Source organism: Pedobacter foliorum, from assembly GCF_013266735.1.
GTDB classification, from domain to species: Bacteria; Bacteroidota; Bacteroidia; order Sphingobacteriales; family Sphingobacteriaceae; genus Pedobacter; species Pedobacter foliorum.
This window is the reverse complement of sequence record NZ_JABSNU010000007.1, coordinates 115,994-140,853: the sequence shown is the minus strand read 5'-3', so window position 1 is coordinate 140,853 and position 24,860 is coordinate 115,994. Positions and strand designations below refer to the sequence as shown.

General features: G+C 39.5%; 20 protein-coding genes. 3 read left to right on the top strand and 17 right to left on the bottom strand.

Features of this window, described 5'->3' with window-relative positions; translation table 11 throughout:
• The first annotated feature begins 64 nt into the window (after positions 1-64).
• Both HQN83_RS15405 and HQN83_RS15400 read left to right on the top strand, forming a co-directional pair.
• Positions 65-454 carry a hypothetical protein gene (locus HQN83_RS15405; RefSeq protein ID WP_173091216.1) on the top strand — a complete coding sequence of 130 codons (390 nt, stop codon included), beginning with the start codon at positions 65-67 and terminating at the stop codon, positions 452-454.
• A gap of 546 nt (positions 455-1,000) precedes the next feature.
• Entirely contained in the window at positions 1,001-2,368 is a 1,368-nt protein-coding gene (locus HQN83_RS15400) for an alpha-L-fucosidase (protein ID WP_217277397.1), read from the top strand.
• A 118-nt stretch (positions 2,369-2,486) separates the two neighbouring features.
• On the opposite strand, the gene HQN83_RS15395 is transcribed toward HQN83_RS15400, so the two are convergent.
• From HQN83_RS15395 to HQN83_RS15375, 5 genes are all read right to left on the bottom strand, one after another.
• A complete protein-coding gene (locus HQN83_RS15395; RefSeq protein WP_173091215.1) occupies positions 2,487-4,991 on the bottom strand; it encodes a multicopper oxidase domain-containing protein in 2,505 nt (834 codons plus the stop codon).
• A gap of 3 nt (positions 4,992-4,994) precedes the next feature.
• On the bottom strand, positions 4,995-5,459 hold the full coding sequence (locus HQN83_RS15390) for a heme-binding domain-containing protein (protein WP_173091214.1): 465 nt from the start codon (positions 5,457-5,459) through the stop codon (positions 4,995-4,997).
• Between the two features lie 6 nt (positions 5,460-5,465).
• Positions 5,466-6,038, bottom strand: coding sequence for a DUF3347 domain-containing protein (locus HQN83_RS15385; RefSeq protein ID WP_173091213.1), 573 nt, complete (start codon positions 6,036-6,038; stop codon positions 5,466-5,468).
• Positions 6,039-6,086: 48 nt separating this feature from the next.
• On the bottom strand, positions 6,087-6,566 hold the full coding sequence (locus tag HQN83_RS15380; RefSeq protein WP_173091212.1) for a DUF3347 domain-containing protein: 480 nt from the start codon (positions 6,564-6,566) through the stop codon (positions 6,087-6,089).
• An 81-nt stretch (positions 6,567-6,647) separates the two neighbouring features.
• Positions 6,648-7,100, bottom strand: a complete 453-nt coding sequence (locus HQN83_RS15375) for an HYC_CC_PP family protein (RefSeq protein ID WP_173091211.1) — start codon at positions 7,098-7,100, stop codon at positions 6,648-6,650.
• A 316-nt stretch (positions 7,101-7,416) separates the two neighbouring features.
• Here HQN83_RS15375 and HQN83_RS15370 point away from each other — a divergent pair, with 316 nt between their 5' ends.
• The gene (locus HQN83_RS15370; RefSeq protein ID WP_173091210.1) at positions 7,417-8,466 is read left to right on the top strand and encodes a hypothetical protein; all 1,050 of its coding nucleotides are present in this window, start codon (positions 7,417-7,419) and stop codon (positions 8,464-8,466) included.
• 125 nt (positions 8,467-8,591) lie between these two features.
• Here HQN83_RS15370 and HQN83_RS15365 read toward each other — a convergent pair whose 3' ends face one another.
• The 12 genes from HQN83_RS15365 to HQN83_RS15310 all read right to left on the bottom strand — a co-directional run bounded on the left by HQN83_RS15365 (position 8,592) and on the right by HQN83_RS15310 (position 24,849).
• On the bottom strand, positions 8,592-8,978 hold the full coding sequence (locus HQN83_RS15365) for an ATP-binding protein (protein ID WP_173091209.1): 387 nt from the start codon (positions 8,976-8,978) through the stop codon (positions 8,592-8,594).
• A 230-nt stretch (positions 8,979-9,208) separates the two neighbouring features.
• Positions 9,209-10,186, bottom strand: coding sequence for a DUF5007 domain-containing protein (locus tag HQN83_RS15360; protein ID WP_217277396.1), 978 nt, complete (start codon positions 10,184-10,186; stop codon positions 9,209-9,211).
• An 18-nt stretch (positions 10,187-10,204) separates the two neighbouring features.
• Positions 10,205-10,900 (bottom strand): hypothetical protein, encoded by a 696-nt coding sequence (locus tag HQN83_RS15355; RefSeq protein WP_173091208.1) that lies wholly within the window; start codon positions 10,898-10,900, stop codon positions 10,205-10,207.
• Positions 10,901-10,918: 18 nt separating this feature from the next.
• Entirely contained in the window at positions 10,919-12,385 is a 1,467-nt protein-coding gene (locus HQN83_RS15350) for a RagB/SusD family nutrient uptake outer membrane protein (protein WP_173091207.1), read from the bottom strand.
• Between the two features lie 29 nt (positions 12,386-12,414).
• The gene (locus HQN83_RS15345) at positions 12,415-15,660 is read right to left on the bottom strand and encodes a SusC/RagA family TonB-linked outer membrane protein (RefSeq protein ID WP_173091206.1); all 3,246 of its coding nucleotides are present in this window, start codon (positions 15,658-15,660) and stop codon (positions 12,415-12,417) included.
• 773 nt (positions 15,661-16,433) lie between these two features.
• Positions 16,434-17,066, bottom strand: coding sequence for a response regulator (locus HQN83_RS15340; protein WP_173091205.1), 633 nt, complete (start codon positions 17,064-17,066; stop codon positions 16,434-16,436).
• 1 nt (position 17,067) lies between these two features.
• Positions 17,068-20,004 (bottom strand): sensor histidine kinase, encoded by a 2,937-nt coding sequence (locus HQN83_RS15335; RefSeq protein ID WP_173091204.1) that lies wholly within the window; start codon positions 20,002-20,004, stop codon positions 17,068-17,070.
• 28 nt (positions 20,005-20,032) lie between these two features.
• Positions 20,033-20,929 (bottom strand): hypothetical protein, encoded by an 897-nt coding sequence (locus tag HQN83_RS15330; protein ID WP_173091203.1) that lies wholly within the window; start codon positions 20,927-20,929, stop codon positions 20,033-20,035.
• A gap of 11 nt (positions 20,930-20,940) precedes the next feature.
• Positions 20,941-21,366, bottom strand: a complete 426-nt coding sequence (locus tag HQN83_RS15325) for a DUF3592 domain-containing protein (RefSeq protein ID WP_173091202.1) — start codon at positions 21,364-21,366, stop codon at positions 20,941-20,943.
• An 18-nt stretch (positions 21,367-21,384) separates the two neighbouring features.
• Positions 21,385-22,293, bottom strand: a complete 909-nt coding sequence (locus HQN83_RS15320) for a collagen-like protein (protein ID WP_173091201.1) — start codon at positions 22,291-22,293, stop codon at positions 21,385-21,387.
• Between the two features lie 20 nt (positions 22,294-22,313).
• Entirely contained in the window at positions 22,314-22,808 is a 495-nt protein-coding gene (locus tag HQN83_RS15315) for a hypothetical protein (protein ID WP_173091200.1), read from the bottom strand.
• Positions 22,809-22,827: 19 nt separating this feature from the next.
• A complete protein-coding gene (locus HQN83_RS15310) occupies positions 22,828-24,849 on the bottom strand; it encodes a thiol-activated cytolysin family protein (RefSeq protein WP_173091199.1) in 2,022 nt (673 codons plus the stop codon).
• Positions 24,850-24,860: the final 11 nt, after the last annotated feature.

Genomic DNA, 24,860 nt, shown 5'->3' with positions numbered 1-24,860 from the left:
AATTTCAGCATGAAGCGATACGGGAATTTCATATATTTAGGTGAATTTTTAATACTATCCCGCTATGAAGTCTCTATCTATATTTCTTGTGATCTGTACTGCCCCATTTTTGTTAACATTTTTCGGCGATAGAAATCCAGCCCAGGGCAAATGTGGAATGGCCGTAACCTATGCCGAAATGGCTTTTAAGGATTTTAAAAAAGCTTACAAAGCAACTTCTTTAGATGACGCGAAAAAACTGATTAAAACTGGTGTAAAGAAAGCTACCCAGTCATCCGCATATTCAATAACTCCTGACTGTAATTGCGGCAATGCTAAGAACTATGCCCTCAATGCCGTTACTTTCGGAAATAAAGCAATTAAATCAAATGATCTGGATTCTTTAAAAGAACTGGTAAAAAAAGCCATGGATGCCTCATTGGACGTATTGACAGCAGTTCCGGATTGCAAGTAGTTTTCCTCATCAACCCTGGCTGACCTTTCCTTTTTTAGTAAATTTTGTAATTCGACTAAATTTATTTACTATTGCATTGAGAGCGTTAATTTTGAAAGCGGTACTTGTCTTCCTGACGGGTATCGCTTTCTCTTTTTTATATGACCTGAGGGCCTTTGAGGGTGACCAGGTATTTTGTTTTGTACGGGAGCCTGAATTCAAAACTGGTAAAATTGTATCTTTTACAAAAATTATTAGTATTTTAGATCATGCTCCATCACCGCTCCTCATCTGTAATTAGTAGTCACCCCATCAAACAATGGCTTCTTACTAGAAAACTGGCCAAGACCGGGGCATTCTCAACTGTTGAAGAAAAACCGACTTTATACAGCCTATTTTATCCATCTGTTTTTTACCTCATTATATTGGTGGTGGTGGTCTTAGGCGGATTATTGAGCATTTTAAGGATGATGTAAAAGAATAAAGGCCGGCTGGTTAAATCGTCTTTCCAGTCTGGAGCTGCAATAAGTTTTTTAATTAAATTAATGTACTCACTAGCCCAACTAAATGAAAAATAACACCATGATAAAACATTTGCTGAAAGCAACACTGCTTGGCTTTGCTACCTTCAGTAGTATTATTGTTGCGGCCCAGGGCAAGTTAGCTTTGCCGACTGTCGCGCATCAAGAGTGGTCGGATGCCGAGATTGGTGCAATCTTCCACTTTGATATGCCCACTTTTAAGCCTGACTACAATTGGCGGGTTTATGGTTCGCATCCTCCGGCATCGGTTTTTAATCCTTCGAAAGTGAATACAGATCAGTGGATTGCTGCGGCTAAGGCCGGGGGCGCGAAGTACGCGGTGCTGGTTGCAAAGCATGGGTCGGGTTTTAGTTTATGGCCTACAGCTGCTCATGCCTACAGTGTGAAAAATAGTCCATGGAAAAATGGTAAGGGAGATTTGGTGAGGGATTTCGTCGAGTCCTGTAAAAAATATGGTCTGCGTCCTGGCATTTATGCTAGTGCATCGACAAATGGCTATCTATGGGCCGATAATCCAGGCGTAGTTCAGAAGGGCGGCCCAGTTGACCAGAAAACGTATAATAAGATTGTAATACAGCAACTAACGGAATTATGGACTAATTATGGGAAGTTGTTTGAGATTTGGTTTGATGGAGGGGTGATACCAGTTAATGAAGGTGGGCCTGATGTAGGTGCTTTGCTTAAAAAACTCCAGCCTGATGCGGTTGTCTTTCAGGGGCCAGCCTCCGCTAAAAGCCTGATCAGGTGGATCGGAAACGAAGATGGATTAGCGCCATATCCCAATTGGAGTACGACCAATGGTATTGATGCCACTAAAGGATTTAAGGAGAATGATTTTTCCGGCGTTCCGGGAGGTAAAATCTGGTGCCCCGGTGAAACTGATTTTCCATTGAGAACTGGTGGTTTCCAGGGTGGCTGGTTCTGGGTTGATGAGAATCAGGACATGATTAGTAAAGAAAAGTTCCTGGATAATTACATCACCAGTGTAGGTCGTAATTCCAATATGCTAATTGGAATTGTAGTGGATAGCAGCGGACTGGTTCCAAAGAAAGATATAGCGTTGCTGAAGGATTTTGGTGATGCAGTAAAAGTGAAATATCACCCAATTGCAACAACCTCTGGAAGCGGCAAGGAGATTTTACTGGATCTGGGCAAGATGCAATTGGTGAAAGGAGTGCTGATTAAAGAAGACATCGCAAAAGGGGAAAGAATCCGGGAGTATCGTTTAGAAGGGTTTAACGGACAAAACTGGAAAACAATTGGTGGCGGTAGTTCGGTTGGGCATAAAAGAATCGAAATGTTGACCAGGCCTTCCAGACTTTCTAAAATTAAACTCATTTTGCAGAACTCAGCAGGTACACCGATCATTAAAGAACTTGGGGCAATTGAGTAATAGTTTTATTCATCTACGCGTCTTGAAGAATTAGAAGAAATTATGTGCTACTCAAACATTGATTTATTTGAAATTGGGTTAGCTTTTGTCGGCGGATTTCGGAACAGTGAGTGATTGGTTAGTAATTTAAGGTTAATCCGGCACCATAGCCCATGTCACTATCATAGTGAGTAGACAGACCAAAATATTTAGTAACAATGTACCTGAATCCGGCCGTATACTCCTTGTCGGTATTGACCATAAATTGAAAACGCAATCTCTTGGAAATCGGAACATCTTCTCTCATCAATTGAAATCTGACATTCCCTTTATGATCAACCGAAGCATCGGCAACGACAAGCATGGGTAAAGTATACTGTAGTCCTAAATGAAACACCTGCCTGAAATTTTTAGTATTGCCTTGCCCAAAAAGATTGTTTCCAGGAGATAGGGATTGTCCAAAGATATTCTTATCCATGGGATCGACCGTTCTTTTCCGAAAGTCCCAGCCAACATAAGGGAACAGCCATTGATTTCGTCCTAGATATCTTCCAAAATGACTTTCACTTTCATACCCCATCTCTTTATCAAATCCCACTCTCCATTCAGTTGTGAAGCGATAGCGGGTATTGGCCAGCATGATTTCTCCATCGCTACCATTGGTTTCAATACCTATTCTGGCCATAGAATGGATCATCTTATCATCCATTTTAAGCATTTTAAAAGCATGCTCAGGATTCGGTAATTGAGGGTTTGGAGGGGAGTTTTCATAGCTGAATACCCTACCCATACCACTCATCATGTGGTACAGGATGTGGCAATGAAAAAACCAATCACCACTTGTATTTGCAGCAAATTCTATCGTATCTCTTTCCATTGGCATAATGTCCAGTACATTTTTTAACGGGGCATACTCAGCTTGCTCATTCAATATTCTAAAATCGTGGCCATGCAGGTGCATCGGATGTCGCATCATACTGTTGTTAAATAAAATGACGCGTACATTCTCACCCTTTTTAATCAATATTTTATCACTTTCGGAAATGGTTTTATCATCCAACGTCCATACATAGCGGTTCATGTTCCCGGTAAGATCAAACTTCAACTCTTTCAAAGGTCCATTGGGCAAAGTTGTTTTTTTGAGGCTACGGAGCATTCCGTAATTTAAGGTAACAATATCCGGCTTGTCAGTACCCATGTCCATTCCTGCCATGCTTTTATCATTTGACATTTGCATACCTGACATGGCTGTTTTTTTACTTTCTACTTTCGGGCGCTCCTCACCAGTTATTTCCGGGTACATTACAGTATTCATATCCATAACTTGATTTTGCATTTTCATGCCTTCCATCTCGACCATGTTTCCACTCATATCCATCATATCGTTCATCATTTTCATTCCGGCAAAGTATTTAAGTTTAGGAAGTTTCTGAGCTGGTACTTTTTCTCCTTTGCCCAGCCATAAGGAAGCAAAGCCGGTACGGTCTTCAGGCGTTACCAAAAATTCGTAGCTCTTATTTTCAGGAATGGTCACTACTACATCGTAGGTTTCGGATACAGCAATGATCAGCCGGTCCACCTCTACTGGCGCTACATCATTTCCATCGGAAGCTACCACGGTTATTTTACCGCCTGAATAAGTCAACCAGAAATAGTCCGAGGCCCCACCATTGGCTACACGCAACCTTACTTTATCGCCTGCTTTAAATTCTGAGTGTTCAATTTGGTTTTTGTTATTGATCAAAAAATTATCATAATATACGTCACTTACATCCATAGCATTCATACGCTTCCATTCGTTGGTAAGTTTTGTTTTAAAATGCCCTGTTCTGATCGCCTCAGCGTAACTTTGGGTGGTTCCCTTTTTAATAGCAAACCAGTCGTTAGCACTCTTCAGGCTACGTTGAATCTCTTCTGGCTTCATGTCTGCCCACTCCGTTAGCGTAATTGGGATTGTAGGTATATCCCATTCGTTTCTTTTCTTCATGATGAACATACCATTCATACCAATCTGTTCCTGCAACATAAAATGGCTGTGATAAAAATGGGTACCACTCTGGGTGATTGGAAACTTGTAAACGTATGTGGTATGGGGCGCGATGGGCATTTGCGTAAGATAAGGTACCCCATCATATTGATTGGGTAAAAATACGCCATGCCAATGCAGTGCCGTAGGTTCATTCAGATTATTGTGTACATGTATTTCTGCAGTATCACCTTCAGTAAAGGTGAGTGTGGGCATTGGAATCTGTCCATTTACAGCAATTGCTCTTGTTGGTTTTCTCCCATAGGTTACAATCGTATCAGCAATATAAAGATCATAACGAACCGTACGTGGTGACACACTATTCCCACCCATATCCATACCGTCCATATCTTCCTTTCCATCATTTTTTTTGGAAGTATCCTTCATAGGCATTTCCAGGTGGTCAGGCTTGGTTGTACTCAACTTAGCTTTTTCGGGCACGAGTTTCATCCCGCATTTAGGGCAATTACCCGGCTTGTCGGTATGAATTTCGGGATGCATAGGGCAGGTATAAGTAATGGGTTCTTTCTTTTGATCTGACGGTGTATGTCCTTGATGTTGGGCAAATACCAACTGACCGAAGCAAAACACAAACACCAATGTTAATATCGTTTTCATAAACTAATGATTTAGAGATAAACTGTCCCTGGTATTTTTAACCCAGTCCAGAATCAGGGCCTTTTCATTTTCTGAAAGTCTCGCGTTTTGATGAATAAAAGTATATGAACTTAAGGGCATCTTCCCATCCTGAATACTTTCGCCAATTGACTTCAGTTTACTGAGCTGCCTTCTTTTGGAGTACGCTGCAAACTCACTAAAGTTCAATTCCTCCTCCCCTTCTCTGATATGAGAGTTCATCCACAAACCAACAGGCTGGATGTAAGTATACCATGGATATTCCGTTTGGTTGCTATGGCAATCGTAACAGGATTTTTTGAGTATTCCTTGCACCTGTTCAGGAACTCTGGAAATCTTGCTGATATCTTCATTTACAGCCTGCCCATTATAATTGCGGGCAGGCTGTATCAGTTGAATAGCCAATAAAATAATCAAAAGGGCCAAAAGCCCTGCTTTTATCCGGCTCATGGCTTATTAATTTAGTTCTTCTTTAACAGTACCACAGGTAGCCATAGATTGTCCCAGATATGGATTGCTGATCTCTTTTCGCTGGCTGACCCAATTGGCTCCTTTGTTATTGTTATACATTGGACAATGGTCAACATAAAGCGTTTGTCCTGCACCAAATGCTTTTACCAAATCGTAAATGTCCTCGCTTAATGTTTCAAAATGTTCACGCTGGTGTTTGATATTACCTGCATTTGCGCCAATGTGTTCTGCATGTTCCTTTGCATCATTTGCAATGTCCTCAAAAATCTTAGCCTTATCGGTTGCCAAGGAAGCCTGATTAACATTTGCAAATGCACGCTCCAATGCCTTGCCTGATGAAGCCGCATCTTTGTCGTTATCTTTGGTTAATGCATCCTTAAGTTCAAAATAAGCGGATAGGATTGCACTTATTGGAGTACCAGTTGCTGCTTCTACTGCTTTGATATCCGTTTTAGCTAAATTGGAAGTATCACTGGTACGCTCCTGCTTTTTTGAGGTACTGTTACACGCGGTAAAGAACAAAACTGAAGATAGCAGGCTATATATTAATGTTTTCATTATCTTTTGATTAAATGGGTAAAGTGTAAGTTGAATAGGATTTAAAGCTTATTTTAATGTTTCCATAACTTTCCCGCAGGTGAGCATGGCACTTCCATAATAAGGGTTTTTGATGGTGGATTCCTTACTGAGCCAGCTTGCTTTTTTCATTGGGCAATAGGCTTTATAGATTGGCTCAGCACCTAATTTACTGGTTTTAGCCAATTCATATAGGTCATCAGAGAATTTCGCAAAGTGTTCTCTTTGCTTCTTGATGTCTTTTGTTTGGGCAATAGCATCTGCATCTTTAGACAGCGCTAACCTGCTGGCTTCGGGAAGTTTTTTAGCATCTTCAGCGGTAATGATTTTTACAAATTCCGTTGCTTTAGCTGTTGCCGTAGTGGAATTGCCGGTAACCAGTGCATCCTTAATGTTGTAGTAAAGACCTAACAGATCGCCAGACTGGGCATCGTTAGATTGGTTTTGTGCAAAGCTGTACTGCACAAATGCAGTTGCGAAGAACGCAACTAAAAGAAATATCTTTTTCATGATGATTTGATTTTAATGTTTTAATATAAGATATAGGCATAGAGGTAAAACCCTCACGCAAAAAATTATGAACACATTAAATCAAATCTGAAAACTTTGAATGCTGATCCGTATATCCCCAATGGGCGGATGATAGCTTCGTACAAAATACCTGATGCTTGGCGCAGATCTCAATAACGCCAAGGTATCAAACTGATAAAAAGATACAGGAACTGTAATAAAAACCATTGGTTGTAGATTTACAGCACTTTTAGCAGCAGCTAACTTATCTTCCTTTAATAACTTAGCGACCTCGTCTTTACAACAGTTTTCTTTATCTTTTTTCGCAGAATGGTGATCGGCTGCCAAACCATCATGATGATGTTCGGCCTCCTCATGGTTGTGCTTGTGCGGGTTTGCTACCGAAGCATTGTGAAGATGATGATCATGATTCTCTTCCAAACCAACAGTACATGCAAAACCGACCACTGTGTTTAATAAAAACACGACCAGTAAAAACACTGCTTTTAAAGGTATGGAACGGTTTCTTTTCATTAATTATAAATATAGCATTATCACCGTGAATAATTTTAATGCTAAAAGTAAGTACTCAAACATGGAAGGATTTACATAATTCCAACCTTATTTTACATTATTCCTACCTGCGGATTCAGCGAATAGGAATAAGGATTCCATCGCATAACAGTTCAAGAAAAATATTGTTTGTTTTTTCACCCATGTACGCTCAGGAATTCATTGGATCAGGAGCTGGCTCCACAGTTTTATTTTACATTGTTCTTTGCTTACTTTTGATTAGATTCAGCCATCAGCTATTCATCTTAGCAGACAGCCCCTCATCAAAGAAATTGACATGAAATCATTTGGACTTACCTTAATACTGATTCTTGCCCTTGCGGTAATCAATGTTCCAGCTGCAATTGCTAATGCCCCGATCAGCGGACAGCAGCCCAACCTTGCGGTTGACTCCAAAGGTACAATACGAATGGCTTATGGTGCAGGGGAAAAAATCTACTGCGCTTCCTCTACTGACAATGGGAATACATTTTTAAAACCAGTACTTGTTGCCACATTGCCGGGTATGCAGTTAGGCCATTCACGTGGGCCGCAAATTGCCTCTTCTACCAGATTCAGCATGATTACTGCCATGGATAAAGAAGGCAATATAACGAGCTATAAACTTGACCATACTAAAGGTATCTGGACAAAAACAGGGACGTTGAATGACGTTCCGCGATCTGCCCCGGAAGGTTTGATGGCCCTTACCGCAGACAAAGAAAATAATTTTTATGCAACCTGGCTGGATGTAAGGTTAGCTGATAAAAACAACATCTTTTTTTCCTCATTTGATGCCAAACTACAAAACTGGACTAAGAACACATTGGTCTATCAATCACCGGATGAGCATGTGTGCGAATGTTGCAAACCTAACATCGCCTTTAATGGGAATAAACTGGTCATCAGTTTCAGGAACTGGTTACTCGGCTCGCGTGACATTTACTACACTTCTTCATCCAATAAAGGCAAAACCTTCACAAAACCACTTAAATCCGGGAATGGTACCTGGAAACTGGATGGATGCCCAATGGATGGAGGTGGATTGTCAATCAGTGATAAAGGGTTGATTTCTGCAGCATGGCAACGTAATGGTGATATCTATTATTGGACAGAAAATCAGACTGAGAAAAAAGTAGCTACAGGAAGAGGTGTGACGATGACCCAAAATTCCGATAACCCGATGATTGCATGGCAGGAAAAGGGAAATGTCATGGTGATGAATTTAAACAAAAACACTTCAAAGGAGATTGGAAAAGGAAGTTCTATCCGTCTTTATACATTGAACAATGCTAAACTTTTATGTGTATGGGAAGATGATAAAAACATCCATTACCTTACGCTATAACCGTCTACTCCTCATTACAGCAATAAATTGACTGATTTTTCTGTAAACAACCAGACAGAGCAATACTAGCTAAAATATAAAAGATATCTTTGTTTTTTATAAATTAAGTCCGAGACTCTGAATTATTACTGTAGATTTCTGGTCAGTTGATCATTTTTAAACTGGACACTAAAAACGTGCTGCTGGTCTTTGAAATCATAATGGATGATGATCCCGGAGCACTGCGCAATTTGCTGGCCAATAGCCAGCCCAAGTCCATTATTTTGGCTGAATGGGTCTTGTTTATAAAACCTGTTAAATAATTTTGCCGTGTCCAGGGCATTCAATTTAGCAGTATTTGAAATACTCATATAGTGTTTCCTGAGCACGATCTGAATCCCTCCTTTCTCTACGTTATGCCGGCTCGCATTGCTAAACAAGTTATTCAGCAGGATGTCAATGAGTTCTGAATTTGCAGTAAGCGTTGCCGCTTCCAGTTCAATGTTTACCGAAATATCTTGTCCCGCCCACAATTCATTAAATTTAAATCCTCAAGTTAGCACCTGATTATGGAGAAAAACTGGATTGTTATAAAAGCAGAATGGAATCCCAATAAATGCCGACAACATTAAAGCACTAGAAATAATTATGTTATTTTTCATCAGGAAACCGAGCCTATACTGCCAAAAATCCCCCAGCAAAGCATCAAACTTGCCGGGGGATTGTAATTTTGGCCTATCTTTTAGTAGCTTAAATCTATTAGTTAAAGAACGTCTCTTGTTGCATTTTTAATTCTAACAGTTACCTCATATGTTCCCTCCTGATAGATTCGGAAAGTAAACCTTGGATTAATACTATATCCCCTATCCGGAGTTGGAGTAAGTCCAGCATCGAGTTTCGCAAAGTTACCTGGAATTCTGTAATAAATGGTATAACCCTGTCCCGGAGGCCCTGCAACAAGTGGGAATGGGGTTACCTCAAAGTTACAGGCCATTGTAGAATCCGTTAATACAAGAGGATGGAATCTGGCGAAAGTATCAAAGCTATTTCTATCTCCGCGCTTAATAAATTCATTTTTCTTAGGATTAAATGGAGTACCATTTTTATCTACTATTTTAAGAATAATTAGCGTACCCTCATTGGAAGTTTTTTTGATTTTAACTTCCGGCTCTCCGATATCACCTGATTGACTCGATCCATCTTTAAACCAGGCGCCGCCACCGGCAGACTGCTCTGCTACAGGTCCATCATACAGGGAAAACTGGCCGATGTTTTTGAAATCTTTTGAGCCATTCTCATTGGTTGCCCGGATATCAAATTCATAGGTTCCCACCGCTGCATTCGCTGTAGTTCCATAAAAAGTAAATGCTCCTGTGTGCGTATTAAATTCTACTGGAGGTGCATTTAGCAGTTTTCTATGCTTGTTTAGTAATTCCACTGTGGTATCTCTATTCACATCGAACTGAGAGATGAAAATATACCGCTCGAAATTTGCATACAGTAAATCAGCATGCTTTTTTGTTACAGCATCACGTATATCCAATAGTTCATAAGTTACAGGTGCACTGGAGCCATCATTGTCGACCGGCTTAGTTTGAACCGTTATACCTTTTTGAATTTTTATCGGGCTATCTCTGTATCTGATCTGATTGCTGAGAAAACCGTTTTCTACTTTTTTACAAGAGAATATGATGCCTATCCCTACAAAGCCGAATGCTATAAGTTTTATATATCTTTTCATATTATTAGCTTAAAATCATTAATTCTTAATGTCACCGAAAAAGGTAAAGGTGTGATTGTTGTTTACCACATGTACCACACCTGTGTTGGTGATGATTCCTGAAGTCTGCACGCGTGCCTGTAGCAATTGTGCAGGATCAACCAATGGGAGTTGAGTGGAGTCTGTGGGGATGGTTCCCGTTCCATCTTCTTTTTTAACTATTTTGGTGAGGTAAACATACTTTGGTTTGACAGGAAAAATGTTAGGGTCAGTATAATCTGTTGTTGGAATAGCCTGAATTAACCTGAACTCCCCATCGTTAGATTTTCTTAATTTTCCGATTTCACTTAATGCTTCTACAGGAAGTCTGTCTTTAAATAAGTAAGCCCTCAACGAATCCTTAAGTTCAGGAAGCTTTAGGGAGTCGAATGTAAAAACAAGGTTCTCGTCATTCAGTTTAATGCGCAGATGCGCTTGTTTTTCCTTAACATAATTACTGATGGTGTAATTGGTTAAAGCAAAAACTGTCCCGCTCGCATTTACTTCATCTTTTAAGCCCATGCGATCCACCATGATGATGAGTGTATCAAATAATTTTTTAGTTTTTAGGTAATCGTAAGTGGTCATATCAACCTTAGGGTTATAAAGGCTACCCCCGATCACATAATCTTTTTTGCAAGAGTAGACCGTAATTATGGTGACTATTGCAATGCATATCATAGTTAATTTTTTCATGTCCGTTTCTTTTAATATTTAAAGTCTTCCTTGCCAGTATGGAGTTTGTGTTAACGTAAAATCGTCCTTGAACATCCCTGGGTCTACCGGCCATAACCAGCCGCCCTCTGGAGCACCATTCATGAACTGGTCTTTAAAGCGTTCGTTATAGGCAGGAAGTGTTTTGGTTCTAACCATATCGTAGTAAGATTGGCCTTCGAAATATAGTTCACGAAGTCTTTCTTCCAGGATTGTTGTGCCCAGAGCAGTACCTCCTCCTGCATAATCTGCGATTTTAGCTCTTTTCCTGATGGCATTGAGTAGTATTACCGCTTCGCCATCACGGCCAAGTTTATTAAGTGCTTCTGCACGGAGCAAATAAATATCGGCCAAACGGAAAATAATCAGATTGTTCGATAACCTAGGATCATTTTTAGCTGAACCATCAGCATAGGTTACATTCGAAAATTTGATGGTTTGCCCTTCAGATGACTGCGCCTGGAAGAAAAAGGTTTTATACCTGATATCAGCGGTATCTTTATAGATTTTATTGATATAAGAGGTATTTACCGGCCATTGGATGTCTGCCTTATTGGCTACATAAGGTCTTCTAAGTGTCGGCGCATATCCTCCTCCATTTAAAGAAATACCTTCGCTTTGTCCATAGCTAATATTAATCTCAAAAATTCCTTCCAGTGATTTACCTATAAATACTTTTGAATACTGCGAGGAATCACTTAGCGCATATCCTCCATTTTTGATCACGTCATCAGCAGCGATTTCGCTCCCCGCATAATCTCCGGTCCATGCTTTTATGTGTGCCTCCAAAGCAAGGGCACTTCCTTTGTTTGCTCTTACAGCTCTTTGATTCTCATCACTGTAGCCAAAAACAAGATTGGCTTTGGCAAGTTCAAGATCCTTAATACACTGTGCAAGCACTTGGGCTGCAGGTGTCCGCGGAATATTTTTCGCCTGGTTAATGTCAAGATCAGGTTCAAGTCTTAATGGAACATCTCCCCATATTCTGCTCATATAGAAGTAGGTAAAAGCGCGAAGAAAATAAGCTTCGCCTATGATGCGTTTCTTGTCATCCTGATTGGTGAATTTTTCGATTCCGATACCTGGAACCTTATTGATTATCAAATTCAGCTGTTGTAACAGTTGGTAATAGGATTGCCAGTTCCAGTTCCCGGAACCTACGTTTAATCCGGTAAATTCTCCATTTGAAATGTTATAATTTTGATTATCCCTGTCAGATCTGATACTGAATTCACCTGAAGGTGCATCCCCATACACATGCCAGGAATAATTGTTTAAGAGTACCCGCCTTACAGAAGAGTATGCTCCGGAAATGGCACTATTTGCATCTTGTCCATTGGTAAAGTAAGCTCCGGTAAAGGTCGAATTATGAGGTTCGAGGTCCAGAATTCTCTTGCAAGCAACAGCGCTGATGACTAGCATAAAAAGCAAAAGCCCTGCAATATGTTTTTTGAAATGTATTTTCATGATTTCATATTTAATAAATGATAAAACTATTAAAGCCCTATTTCCAGACCTATCGTATACTTTTTAGGTATGGCGTAACCGCTACCATTGTAAATGCCAAAGGCATCTACCTGTTCAGCATCTGGTAAATTGGCCGATTGGAAAATATGCAGGTTATCTGCCATAGCATATACCCTTAGTCTGCTTAATGAAAGTCTTTGTAGTACTTTTGGCTTAAATGCGTAGGCTAAAGTGGCCGTTTTTATACGGACATACGACCCGTTTTCAACCCATCTTGAGCTTACTGCAGCATATTTGTAGCGGGTACCGGAGAATGAACTTAATGAAGGGTAATTCGCATTGTCTCCCGGATTCCTCCAATAATTAATGCCATTTAAGTATGGAAATGCATTGTTGCTTAATGCGTGCAAAGGATCAGGATCACCATCATCTGTAGGCACTAAATGCGAAAGCTTTCCTACCAGGTAATCATTGTAAATATCTCTACCTAGTGTAAATGTGGCAAATACCGAAAAACTAAAGTTTTTATAGCTAAAGGTATTGACCATACCTCCTGTCATTTTTGGATTCGGATTTCCGGCTGGAACATAATCTGTAGCATCAAGAATCCCGTCTCCGTTCTGATCTTTCCATATAGGGTCTCCGCCCTTAAATGGATATCCATAAAAGCTAAGCACACTTCCATCGATAGGGTTCACAGGAACATCTTTGTCAGTGGCATATATGCCTGTTTGTTCGAACACATTGTACTGATTGATAGATTGCCCTTGGCGCAAAAGGAATTTATCTAAATAAATATCACGGCCACCATTTGGCAGCGATGTGATCAGGTTTTTATTGAAAGCAAAATTGAAATTGGTTTCCCACTGAAACGCTTTTGATGGATTGAAATAATGCGCAATAAACTGGGTTTCAATACCGCTATTTCTGGTGCCAATAGCATTTGAAGTTATGGTGGAGTAACCGGTGGTAATCGGCAATGCAAGTGTAAATATGCCTTCAGTCGTGTTTCTGACATAAGCATCGGCCACAAAATTAAATCTGCCATTTAAGAAAGTAAGGTCGACACCAATGTTTGCTTGTTTTGAATGCTCCCAGGTAAGTTTGCTGTTTGAGAGACCCCCTGAAAAGTTTGGAGATACTGAAGGAACCCCGTTATAAGTATTCGACTCATTTTGACCTGTAGATGGATTGGAACTGCCTGGAAAACTACCAGCTCCTACATTATAAGTGTTGAATGATAGGTAACTATCGCCACCGTCCGGCTGTCTGCCTGTGATGCCATAGCTACCGCGAATTTTAAATAAGGTTAACCAGGAGCTCGCAGCTTTCATGAACGGCTCATCACTAACGATCCATCCTGCAGAGAATGAAGGAAAGAAGCCAACGCGATTGCCTTTACCAAATTTGGAGGAGGCATCGGCATTTATTACTCCTGAAAACAGGTAGCGCCCCTTAAAATCATAGTTGGCTCTGAAAAAAGCAGTCTGGATACCACTTTCAATCAAATCCGAATAGGCATAAGATCCCATCTTGTTGATGACTTTTACTACGCTAATCTGATCGTTTGGTATGCCATCGGCCTCCGCATAAGTGGCCCTATATTGATGGAACTCCGTGTTCTGTCCTGCAAGTAAATTTAAATGATGGGTATCATTTATGGCGGTCGAAAACTGAATGGTATTGCTCATTAAATAGTTGGCAGAGTTATCTACAAAACTTGTTGCATACCCTGTTCCACTTCTGCGAACCGTTCCCGGGGTAAAAGTATCTTTCCTGCTATTCGCAGTTTCATAAGATATAATGGTGTTAAATAGCCACTTGTCCGAGATTTTCCAATCGATGGTCGGGCTTATACTTAAACTATTATTGGTATTAGCGTCTGTTTGGATGTTGGTATTCCCAAAGATGAAATCTCTATTTGCATCGGGAAGAAAGAGATTTGAAGATGGCAGCGGGCTGCTTGCGTAGTAGCCACCATTAAATGGGCTATTGCCTCCACTTAAATCACTTACGGACCTTGGCCTGTCAAGACGGTTATAGCGAATTTGAACACCTACCTCTAATTTTGGGGCAAGCTTTACCCCCATTCTGCTGTTGATGCTATACCTGTCGAAGCCGGATTTTTTAATGATACCGTCTTCTGAATAATAATTTAAGCCATAACGATAAGTAAATTGTTCCGTACCACCGGTAAATGACAAATCGTAATTATCTACTTTACCAGTCTGGTAAAGTTGGCCTCTATAGTCATTGGCGTTGTTAAAAGCACTATTTAAACTATCAGTAAGTATTTGAGGAATGTTTTTTAGGTTATCATACGTTCCGTAATGGTTGATCAGTTCCATTTTTGCGCGCCCTTCTTCTGCTCCTATCAATACTTTGTCAAGGTTTGGACGTTGGGTAATACCATGATAGGTAGAGAAATTAATCTGCGTTTTTCCGGTTAATCCTTTTTTTGTGGTGATGAGGATAACGCCATTGGCCCCACGGGATCCATAGACCGCTGCAGCTGATGCATCTTTTAAGATATCGATGTTCTCAATATCACTAATAGGGATGCCTGCTAAGACATCTGTACCAGTACCACCCCCAAAATTTAAGGCAGCAATATCTTCTGTGCTCTGCATTACATTATCCACTACATACAGCGGTCCGCTAATTGCTCTTGCCAAACTGGCTTTACCAGAAGCAGAATTGGGATTATTGTCAATGTTCCTGCTCACGGCAGTATTTCCGCGTAATACAACTGTACTTCTTACGCCGGGTTCACCTGAGAAGTTTTGTACATTTAATCCCGCAACACGCCCCTGTAATAATGTACTCAGGGATGGTGCCGGAACATCTGCAATAGATTTAGGATCTACTGAGGTAATGGCAGCACTCGCCTTTCTTCTGGAAACTTTTTGGTAACCGATTACAACTACATCATTTAATGTCGTTTGATCAGATTCCAGATGGATTTCGATATCGGTATCGCCCGACTTTACAACAATTTCTTTTGCCTTATAGCCAAGCATACGAAACACTATTGTAGCTCCAACAGGTATATTGATCGAGTAACTTCCTTTATTGTCAGTTGAACCTCCCTTGTTGGTAAGCTTATTCACTACGGAAACCCCAGGTAATGGCTGATTGTCAGTTGCATCTTTAACGATTCCGTTAATTTGGATTGTGGTGGTGGATTGGGCATAGCCACTAAATGTAGTCCCTATTGCTATCTGCAATAGCAATAGGATACCCAGTATTTTATTCTTATATAAAATTGCATTCATGAATTTTGAATTAAGACCTGCTCCTGCTTTCAGTGCAGAAGTCTAGGAGTTTCAGATTGATTGGTTTGGTTTTGAAACATTGAAGTTTCTTTTAGTTGATTTAATCTTAAATGTTAGGTTATTCCATAGGCTAAATTGTTTTAGTTGTTTATGATCAGTTGTTTTTTTATTTCTCTCTAGGTTTCAATATGTTTTTAGGTAAATCGTTTTAGCTTTTTGATTAAATTTTCTCGGTATTCGGAAAAATGAACAAAAAAAGCTTGGTTATTAATTAACAGAGATTAGAATCAGGTGACTCAAGTCGTACCTGCTAATATTTTAATGATTTATTGAGACTAAAGTAGTATAAATTTAAATTAATGGGTATTATATTTTAATTTATTTATTAAATAAACTAAAATACCCTTCTATTTAGAGTTATTTAGTATAAATATTCTCAATAATTGTTATTTTACTTAGTTTTTAATGAAATATATCTTATTATTTTGTTGTTTGTGTCATTTTTTTACAGCTACCATATTCATCTTGATGATAAAACAGAAGAAATCGATGAAAAATGCACCCAAACACCCTCTCCTTATCTCTCGAATACTAAAAATAGCTCGATAGATAATACATAAATCTTAGTAAAGAAAAGTAAGCAGCATCCTTGATCCTAAATCCATAAAATGCAGTAATTTGATTTTCATTGTAGTAAAATCAAGAAGTATTATGGGTTTCGCAGTAATTTATCTACCAAAGTATCATCCACTACCATAAGATTTGATAAAATTTTACCTTATGATTCTCATCCGTAAACCTTTCCCAACAGCCTCTGTACCATTTGCTACATGCATTTTTTGATAGATGTTTTTAAGATGTGTTTTTACAGTTTCAACAGAGATTCCTGTTTGGATAGCAATTATCTTATATGGTAAACCTTGTGACAACATAGCGAGCAATTCCACTTCACGATCGCTCAGGTTATGGGTAATGGTAGCTTTTTCTTCTTTGAAAAGCCGCATTACCTTACGGGCAATTTCTGGGTTCATAGGCACCCCGCCACCATACACATCCTTTATCGCGGCAACAATTTGTGAGGCACTGTTCTTTTTCAGTAAGTAGCCATTTGCTCCTGCCATCAAACACCTGAATAATTTTTCATCATCCTCGTATACGGTGAAGATAATTACTTGTACATCAGGAATAATCGATTTCGCTATTTTCACCCCTTCTATACCTCCAATACCAGGCATATCAATATCCATCAGGATAACATCTGGTTTTATCCCATCTTCAATATTGATTTTAATGCTATTACAATTGCTATGGGCACCAACAAGCCACAGGCTGTCATCCTGAGCGATTAAAAGCTGCAGTGTTTGTCTTAAACTGTTGTTATCCTCGTACACCAATACCTTTATCATATTACATTTTTTTTTGAACTCTAATTTCCGTCCCCTTATTTTCGACCGTACTGATTGACATGACAGCGCCTATTTCTGAAGCGCGTTCCTTCATCCCGCTAATACCGTTACGTTTATAAGTCTTGTCTTCGGCTATTCCCTTGCCATTGTCAGTTACAATAATTGATATCCTGTTTTTATCAAGGCTGATGGTAAACGATGCTCTTGTTGCAGTACTGTGTTTGGCAATATTATTTAGTGCCTCTTTTACCAGTAGGTATAAGTTACGGTTAATTTTGTAGGGCAAAAAGTAATCTTTCTGAACACCGTCAATACGATGCTCAAAAACAATATTTTTCGCATCAAGAATGGCATATCCATAATTCACAAGTTTGGTAAATATCTGGTGCAATGAATTATCTTCTTTTTTTAAGCTCCAAATAATTTCATCAAGCTTTAACTGTAGTTGCTGAACATCCGTATTAATTCTCTGGAGGTATAAGGAAGACTTTTCAGGCAGTTTGGTTTGTTCAGCAAGCATTGCCGAAAGGATATTTATACTGCTCAATGTTGCACCCACATCATCATGCAGGTCCTGTGAAACGGACGAACGGAATGCACTAAGCTTTTTCAATTGCCTAAGTCGGAAAGAAAAAAGCAACCAAATAATTATGACAATAATAAATATAACCACAATGATGAACCATATGGTTTCGTGAAAAGCAGGTAATGCGACCAAATTAAACTGTAATTGTTTTGGTTGCCATTGATCCTGATTATCAGAGACCCTCACTTTAATCGCATAATCTCCTGGCTTAAAATTAGAGAAAACTAAAACTGGGCTGTGTCCTAGCGTTAGCCATTTTCCTCCATTTATACTGTATTGGTATTCTATTTTACCTGCATTGCAAAAGTTAAGGGTTGAGAACGACATTTGCAGGTTACGTTCATTCGGATTTATGGCGATTTGGTTGGCAACAATTTTCCGATTTTCGCCATTTACCTGTAGTGATGAAAGCACCAGCTTATTTTTCAGACTGCTTGTTAATATTTTATCCGTATTTAAAAGGCTGATTACTTTATTAGAACCAATAGCAATCGTGTTATCATTTAATACATCAAAACCGTAAGTAACGTTATTGGAAGGCAGACCATTTAGCGAAGTAACCAGAGTCAGTTGATTTGTTTTGGGACTCCAAACCTGTATCCCTTCTTCGGTACCAAACCAAATGCTGCCGTTGGGCATTTCAGCTATTCCTTCTACATGGTCATTGGCTAAATTATAATGATCAGCAGATATCATTTGTGTTACTATACCTTTTTCATTTACAGTATTAAAACCACCATAACCAGAAAACAACAGATGGAAATTCTTTGAATCGGCAATACGGTTGTAGTAATCACCAATGAAAAGGCCTTGTTCTTTTGTACGCGCGGAAATGGGAATGAAAGTCTGTGCTTTTTTATCATAAACGGCCAAACCATAACCGCTTCTCATCCATCCCGCCAGGTATACAGTTCCTGCCACATCTGAATGAATGTCTTTCCATAAGTTCTCTTGAATAAAAATTGGGCTATCTCTTATGAGTAGATCACTGGCTATAGAATAGCTTGTTTTGTCTAACACCAATGGTTTATTCTTAGTTAACAGCCAGATGTGTTTTTCTGTAACCAATACCTTTTTTATAAAAAGATTTTGAATTGCCGATAAACTACCCACTTTGCTTACATAACTTCCATTGTAGGTAAAAAGTCCATTTGATGTCCCTGCGATCAATTTATCATCAGCCAGGGCGATATGATTAACGTGTGATGGGATAGGTAGTTTTTCCCAATAACCATCCAGATAAGTAAAATAGCACTCACCAATAGATGTATTCACAAAATAGCCGGTCCTGTATTTTATCACTTGCGTAACCGCGTTTTCACCAGGCCTGCTCAGAAGTGGTGTCACCATTATATTTTTCACGGCATTAGATGATGGGGTAAGTTTTATTAACCCCTGAGTACTGCTTATCCAGATGAAATCATCCTGTCCTGAGCAGAAAAGACTGTTGATCATTCCCCCATTAGGGCCTACAGTGAATATTTCAGTCAATTGGCCAGATGACATACTTAAAGTATACACTTTATCTCTGGATGCTATTAAAATGCATTTTTTACCACTTATAAGCGTAGTGGTTATGGAGATTACAGCATCATTAAATCCTATGTTTGTCTTTGATAAGATGGTTTGTGAAGATGGCTGAACAAGTATTAAATTGCCTTTTGCTGCAATTAAAAGTGAGTCGCTACCAATTCTGGCAGATGTTGAGCAGTTTAATTTACTAAGCAGCGTATCTTTACTAACACTTAATTTGTTCGTCTGCTCATTCCATGTATAGAGACCAAATAGGCTGGCTACCCATATCTGCCCTTTTCTGAACTGCGTAAAAGTGGCAAGCCTGTCTGTAGGGCTGTCATAGTTAATAAGTGCGAAACTTTTAAACTTCCTTGGTTTGCCGTTGTAAAATTTAATATGAGAAAAATCGCAGCACCATATCCGTCCTGCATCATCCACAAAAATATTGTTATAGTGGTCATTCGAGGGATCGCTATCCTTGAATTGAGTAGATGCTATTGTACCTTTCAATTTGTGATAAGGGTCGAATTCTGCCAATCCACCAGTATTTGTATAATAAACAAACTTTTTATTTCCAACATTAAAAAGACTCAGGATGTTACCGCTAACCGTGGGATATGACTGAAAATTATAACCATCATAACGGCATATGCCCCGTTTTGTCGCTACCCATAAAAAACCTGTACTATCCATGGTACATGCCTCGATATGGTTTGAGGGTAAGCCAAGCTCCGCATTGTACAGATCAGCCGTGAATTTATTTTGGGCGAATAAAATAGAATTAAAACACAGGCAGTTGCAAACTAGTAAAAGTAAAATGCGCTTGGTAAGGTTCATGTTTATATATAGCAATATACAAAACCTTTTACGGATCTATTACAACTGTGATTTCCAATTCTTTTACATTACTACCTGGTAAAAACATCCCTGCACATTTACCTGCACCGTAACCTGTAATGCAGCCCTCTGAAGCGCATATTTCTCCATCTAGTCCCATAAAATTTCCCTTACAATCATCGGTTCTTGGTAGTAAATGGCTATTCTTTAACATCCTGTTGATAAAAATCTTACCCTTGTACAAATATGCTTTAGTGATTACAAACTGCTGCCCGGCTCTTGATCTGTCGTTGTAAAGGTTGCTGTACGGTTTCATTTTTAAACCTGCCGGGATATCATTTTTTTGCAACCTATAATATAAATTGGTATCTGTAACTGCCGGTTTGTTTTTCTTGCCGCTATCTTTAAGTGATAAGGACAACATCCAGGTTTTTTGGAGCAACAATAAAATTCGTTGTTTTAAAGGTTGATTTTGAAGAAAAGCTAGATTAAGGGCATTGTCAGCAATGAAATCAAATGAAACAGGGAGCTCGTACAAAAAATCAGATGAGTTAGCTGTGTTGGTGATTTGTATTTTATACCTTTCTGGGTATAGTACCATTTCGGTCAGCATATCATCGTCACATAACCAGGCGTATACATTGGGTGGAATGGATACCGGAATCTGTACTTTGCCAACTTTTTGAGTCAGTCCTGAGCTATAAGAAAATGAAGACTGAATGTTTGTTTTCATCCCGCCTATTAAGCGGGATTTGGGTGAAAGCAATTTACCTTTATATAGGACATTAGCTTTAATAAATCTGTTTCCCGATAATGGAGGAGGAAGCTTAAAGGTAAAGACCATGGTTCCTGCCCAATTCCTTTGTTTTCTGAAAGGTGTATTACCATAGCAAAGTATAAGCAAGACAAATAAAAAACTTCTCATCTTAGGTTTGTTTATATTGTTTGGTTTTTAACATAGAGCATTTGCCAGCCAATAAGAACAAGTAATAAACCAAATAGCATTACGAATAGACTGCCCGGCCATTCGCGCCAGCTTAATATAACAGCCCCAGATGGATCATCGCTATTATAGCTCACCTTAATGTCCTCAGCCAGACTATAGCTTTTCCTTACTATTCTAAATGACATGGTTTTGCTTATCCCATTTATGGTATCCCCATTTGGTAATATAAATGAAAATGCAGGATGTGTTTTACCTGCTCCGCTCGTTCTTTTATAGCCTGTTATACGACCTGTCGTTTTTATGCCTGTCACAGCAACAGCTGTATAATTACAAAATTCAGCGGCGCTAAAAACAGCTATTCCTATACCTGAAATCAGGGCGATAGCAGCAATAAGCTTCTTGTTTTTAATAATCATTTTGCTTAATTCTGGAATTTAATCATTTATGCGGTAGTATCGCTTTACAGCGTTAATGTCTTTGATGTCAAAACCTTTTGCCTCAGCAGTTGAAATGCCGCCTGGTATCACTATAAACCGGTATTGCAGGACACCCGAAAGGGCAATAGAACTGGAGTTATCATGTGTAAAGCGATAGATAATTATCTCCTTTGAGGTAGGAATAAACGCAATGGTATTTACTTTCCCCCCGGCATTACTGGTATATGGCAGCGGTGTCGACTTCCCATCATAGGTAAAATAAACCAGTACTGCTGCAGTCTTCAGTAAACTAGAATTGAGTATCCCGGCACCTACATGGGCTACCTTAACATTTGAATTATCAATAAGACTGTCCGTGTATCTATAAGCATAAAGCCAGCCAGAATACCATACATTAGCTGTTCCCGGAGGCCCCTGTAATGAAATAGCTGTTCCCCATCCCTGATCAATTTTAGGGCCGTATAAAAGATAGGTTGTTTTATTAAGATAGTAGTCACCGGGGTTCCCCAGATCTGCGGCCGGAACAACAGTTCCTGTCAATATTTGACTTCCCGCAACACCATTCGCTCCGGCGGCTCCAGTTGCGCCCTTTACGCCGTTGGTACCTTTTAATGAGAAGCCAGTCCCCCAGCCATTGGTAGTCTTTGGGCCATATAATAAACCTGTAACACTGTTCAGGTAAAAATCACCTGTACTGCCTGTTACTGCATCAGGCACCTTGGCGCCACTGTAAATAATGCTACCATTTTGTCCGTTTGCACCTGCTGGTCCAGCGGGCCCAATTACACCACTCGCTCCAGAGGCACCGATATCGCCCTTAGGCCCCGCTGGGCCATCCTTCCCACAAGATGTGATCATAAGTAATCCGCCGAATAGTGCAATTAAGAAAAGATTTGTTGTTTTCATGATATTAATGTTAATAGTAATCACTGTGGTATATTAAGGTTTTTAAAACTGCCACTTATTTTACCTGATGCCACTACATTTGCTTTTGATTTACCATTAGGTATCTCATATATAAGCCCAGTGAACGTTCCGCCAATTGTTTTGCCTGAAACCTTTAACATTGCTATACCTTTTATCTGATATCCCGTGCCATTTATGATCGCTGTCGCATTAGCATCTTTATTTTGAGATATCGGCTGGGTACCGCTTTGCATTTTTGCAAAAAACAGATGTACCTGTGAGCCGTCACCTTTACCGGTAAGCATACTTGAACCAAGGACATAAATGCCTTTAGCATCTTTTATCAGCGTAGCATTATCGGTAACCGAGGTACCTTTTGTTTCAAAATGAATCGTCCCTTTACTATTTTGGTTGCGCATCTGTTTAAGAATGGCATCCATTTTAGCATTTCCGCTTTGGCTGTATGAAGCCGCGTTTATCAGGCATAGGCCTAATACCAATATTATTGTTTTCATAAGAGTTGTTTGTTAAAAATTATTCGAATACCAGTTTGAAAGTAAGTTTATACGTAGATCTGTCTCCGGAGTTCTCCTGTGCCGTGTAATCTTTTGTTAAGGGTTGTCCAACTTTTGCCATTAACACATCGCCCATAGGAATATCTACATAATAATGTTTACCGCTATGCCCCGGTCTGGTCGTGTAAGATTGTTGGCTATAGCCCTGAAGTGGACTGTAATTGCCTTTTGAGCTATTGATCCAAAACCATAACCTTACTTTTCCGGCGGCTCTATCGGCAGCACCAATATTTCTAAACACGTTTTGATATATTGGAGACGTTGAAACCTCATTGGATGATACAGCTGCGCTTTTGCCGAAATCAAAAATAGTTTGATTAGCAATGCTTATCCCCTCTTTGTCCAAGAGCTCAGCATCAACCCAACCCCACATGTCTCTATTTGAGTTTTTAATCTTCATCAAAGCGATGTTCAGGTTCATAGGACGATCGTTGTTTACCCTGCAGTTTTGCTCAGGAATATTTTCAACTTTGCAAGATGTTGCAGCTATTTTTCCATCTAAAAACCTTAGTGAATAACTTATTGGTTCTCCGAGCTCCTGCGGATTTTTCTTATTGCCAGCAACGATCGCTTTTAACAGGTCGTCTGTTTTGCGTAGCATGGCTGTATAACCTTTGGCATTGGTCGATATGGGCTGCCTTGAACCATAAAGAAATATCTTAAAAATGGTGTTCTCCATTTTTTTTGCAACCTTGGCATCAATAGTTAAATGTGCACCCCAGCCATCACCTTTAAAATTATTTTCAATTTCGCTTTCTTCCAATTCGGCTTCAAAATATACCATCAATTTTACCCCATAGGTAATATGATCTATATATACCAGGTTGCCATTTATATTATTGGCATCGCCTGTATTAAATAAGCTGTCCGTTTTCGAACCTGCAGAAATGGTGTACATGGGGTTAACATAGTTCAGCAGGAACTTCCGCTTTTTTGTGCTGGTATTGTAGTTGAATTTATCTTTTAAACTGACTCCATAACCCGTGTAAGAAGCACCTGCTGCAATGTTTAAGGCAGCTTCGCTGTTTATCATACTGGATTCGAGGTATTGGCCAAAGCCCAGGGGTGAGGATGCAAAAGGCTGTTTACGAAATTCCTCCACCTTACTTTTAAGATTAAATTTATCAGGCACAGGAATTTCAATTAGATTGTCTTTATTCGACATGGTGAAGACCACTGCAGTACGGTTATGGTTAATGGCATTAAAATTTCCTTTTGCCAGTTCATTTAAATCATAAACTCCACCTAACCATAAGTTAGCCATGGCTTCGGGATTTAGAATTTCCTGATTCATATTTTCTACCGAATAACTCCTATACTCAGTTTTGCATAAAACCGAATCATTCTCAGACTTCTCCACCGTCTCTCTTACCTTCTTGGGGGTGGAAAACTTAGGTGAAGAGCTGATGTCCTTGTCGGTCCTTTTCACAATAGACATTTGCAAACCACCAATGTTTCTGATTGATGTTGCTGGGGTAAAGGCGGAGATACTGACTTTGACTGGCGCAGCGGCGGCGAAACGGCTTGTTTTAACAACTTCGGTTCTGCCATCGTTCCAGTAAATTGTACCCTTGTCAAATTTAGCCATGCGCTTAAAGCTGCTTTTGTCCGCAATAGTCTCGTCACTTGCAGGAAAACCAAGCTCACCCGTTTCATAACCTGTAGCCCCCCATTTGGTCATGATATCACCGGTTACTCCAAAGGCTTGTTTTAACAAAGGATTGTAATAGACCCAACCTCTTTCATAACGTAAAAAATATCCGCCTGAACCAGCTGTTGGCCGCATAACCGAACTTTCACTATGCACATTGCCATAGTTTAACAATCTTGATTTTTGTTTAATTAAGTTTGCAATGTCATTTTGATTTCCAGCTGCGACACCTATCACCCTACTTCCTCCAAGGCGGTTAATCTGTGCGTTGACATGTACTGATACCATTACAAGCGTAGCTAATAATAGTATGTTTGTTATTTTTCTCATGGTAAGCATTT

Excerpts from the sequence above, each read along its gene's own strand:
- HQN83_RS15405 (WP_173091216.1), top strand. The coding sequence starts at position 65 with ATGAAGTCTCTATCTATATTTCTTGTGATCTGTACTGCCCCATTTTTG.
- HQN83_RS15400 (WP_217277397.1), top strand. The coding sequence starts at position 1,001 with ATGAAAAATAACACCATGATAAAACATTTGCTGAAAGCAACACTGCTT.
- HQN83_RS15395 (WP_173091215.1), bottom strand. The coding sequence starts at position 4,991 with ATGAAAACGATATTAACATTGGTGTTTGTGTTTTGCTTCGGTCAGTTG.
- HQN83_RS15390 (WP_173091214.1), bottom strand. The coding sequence starts at position 5,459 with ATGAGCCGGATAAAAGCAGGGCTTTTGGCCCTTTTGATTATTTTATTG.
- HQN83_RS15385 (WP_173091213.1), bottom strand. The coding sequence starts at position 6,038 with ATGAAAACATTAATATATAGCCTGCTATCTTCAGTTTTGTTCTTTACC.
- HQN83_RS15380 (WP_173091212.1), bottom strand. The coding sequence starts at position 6,566 with ATGAAAAAGATATTTCTTTTAGTTGCGTTCTTCGCAACTGCATTTGTG.
- HQN83_RS15375 (WP_173091211.1), bottom strand. The coding sequence starts at position 7,100 with ATGAAAAGAAACCGTTCCATACCTTTAAAAGCAGTGTTTTTACTGGTC.
- HQN83_RS15370 (WP_173091210.1), top strand. The coding sequence starts at position 7,417 with ATGAAATCATTTGGACTTACCTTAATACTGATTCTTGCCCTTGCGGTA.
- HQN83_RS15360 (WP_217277396.1), bottom strand. The coding sequence starts at position 10,186 with ATGAAAAGATATATAAAACTTATAGCATTCGGCTTTGTAGGGATAGGC.
- HQN83_RS15355 (WP_173091208.1), bottom strand. The coding sequence starts at position 10,900 with ATGAAAAAATTAACTATGATATGCATTGCAATAGTCACCATAATTACG.
- HQN83_RS15350 (WP_173091207.1), bottom strand. The coding sequence starts at position 12,385 with ATGAAAATACATTTCAAAAAACATATTGCAGGGCTTTTGCTTTTTATG.
- HQN83_RS15345 (WP_173091206.1), bottom strand. The coding sequence starts at position 15,660 with ATGAATGCAATTTTATATAAGAATAAAATACTGGGTATCCTATTGCTA.
- HQN83_RS15340 (WP_173091205.1), bottom strand. The coding sequence starts at position 17,066 with ATGATAAAGGTATTGGTGTACGAGGATAACAACAGTTTAAGACAAACA.
- HQN83_RS15335 (WP_173091204.1), bottom strand. The coding sequence starts at position 20,004 with ATGAACCTTACCAAGCGCATTTTACTTTTACTAGTTTGCAACTGCCTG.
- HQN83_RS15330 (WP_173091203.1), bottom strand. The coding sequence starts at position 20,929 with ATGAGAAGTTTTTTATTTGTCTTGCTTATACTTTGCTATGGTAATACA.
- HQN83_RS15325 (WP_173091202.1), bottom strand. The coding sequence starts at position 21,366 with ATGATTATTAAAAACAAGAAGCTTATTGCTGCTATCGCCCTGATTTCA.
- HQN83_RS15320 (WP_173091201.1), bottom strand. The coding sequence starts at position 22,293 with ATGAAAACAACAAATCTTTTCTTAATTGCACTATTCGGCGGATTACTT.
- HQN83_RS15315 (WP_173091200.1), bottom strand. The coding sequence starts at position 22,808 with ATGAAAACAATAATATTGGTATTAGGCCTATGCCTGATAAACGCGGCT.
- HQN83_RS15310 (WP_173091199.1), bottom strand. The coding sequence starts at position 24,849 with ATGAGAAAAATAACAAACATACTATTATTAGCTACGCTTGTAATGGTA.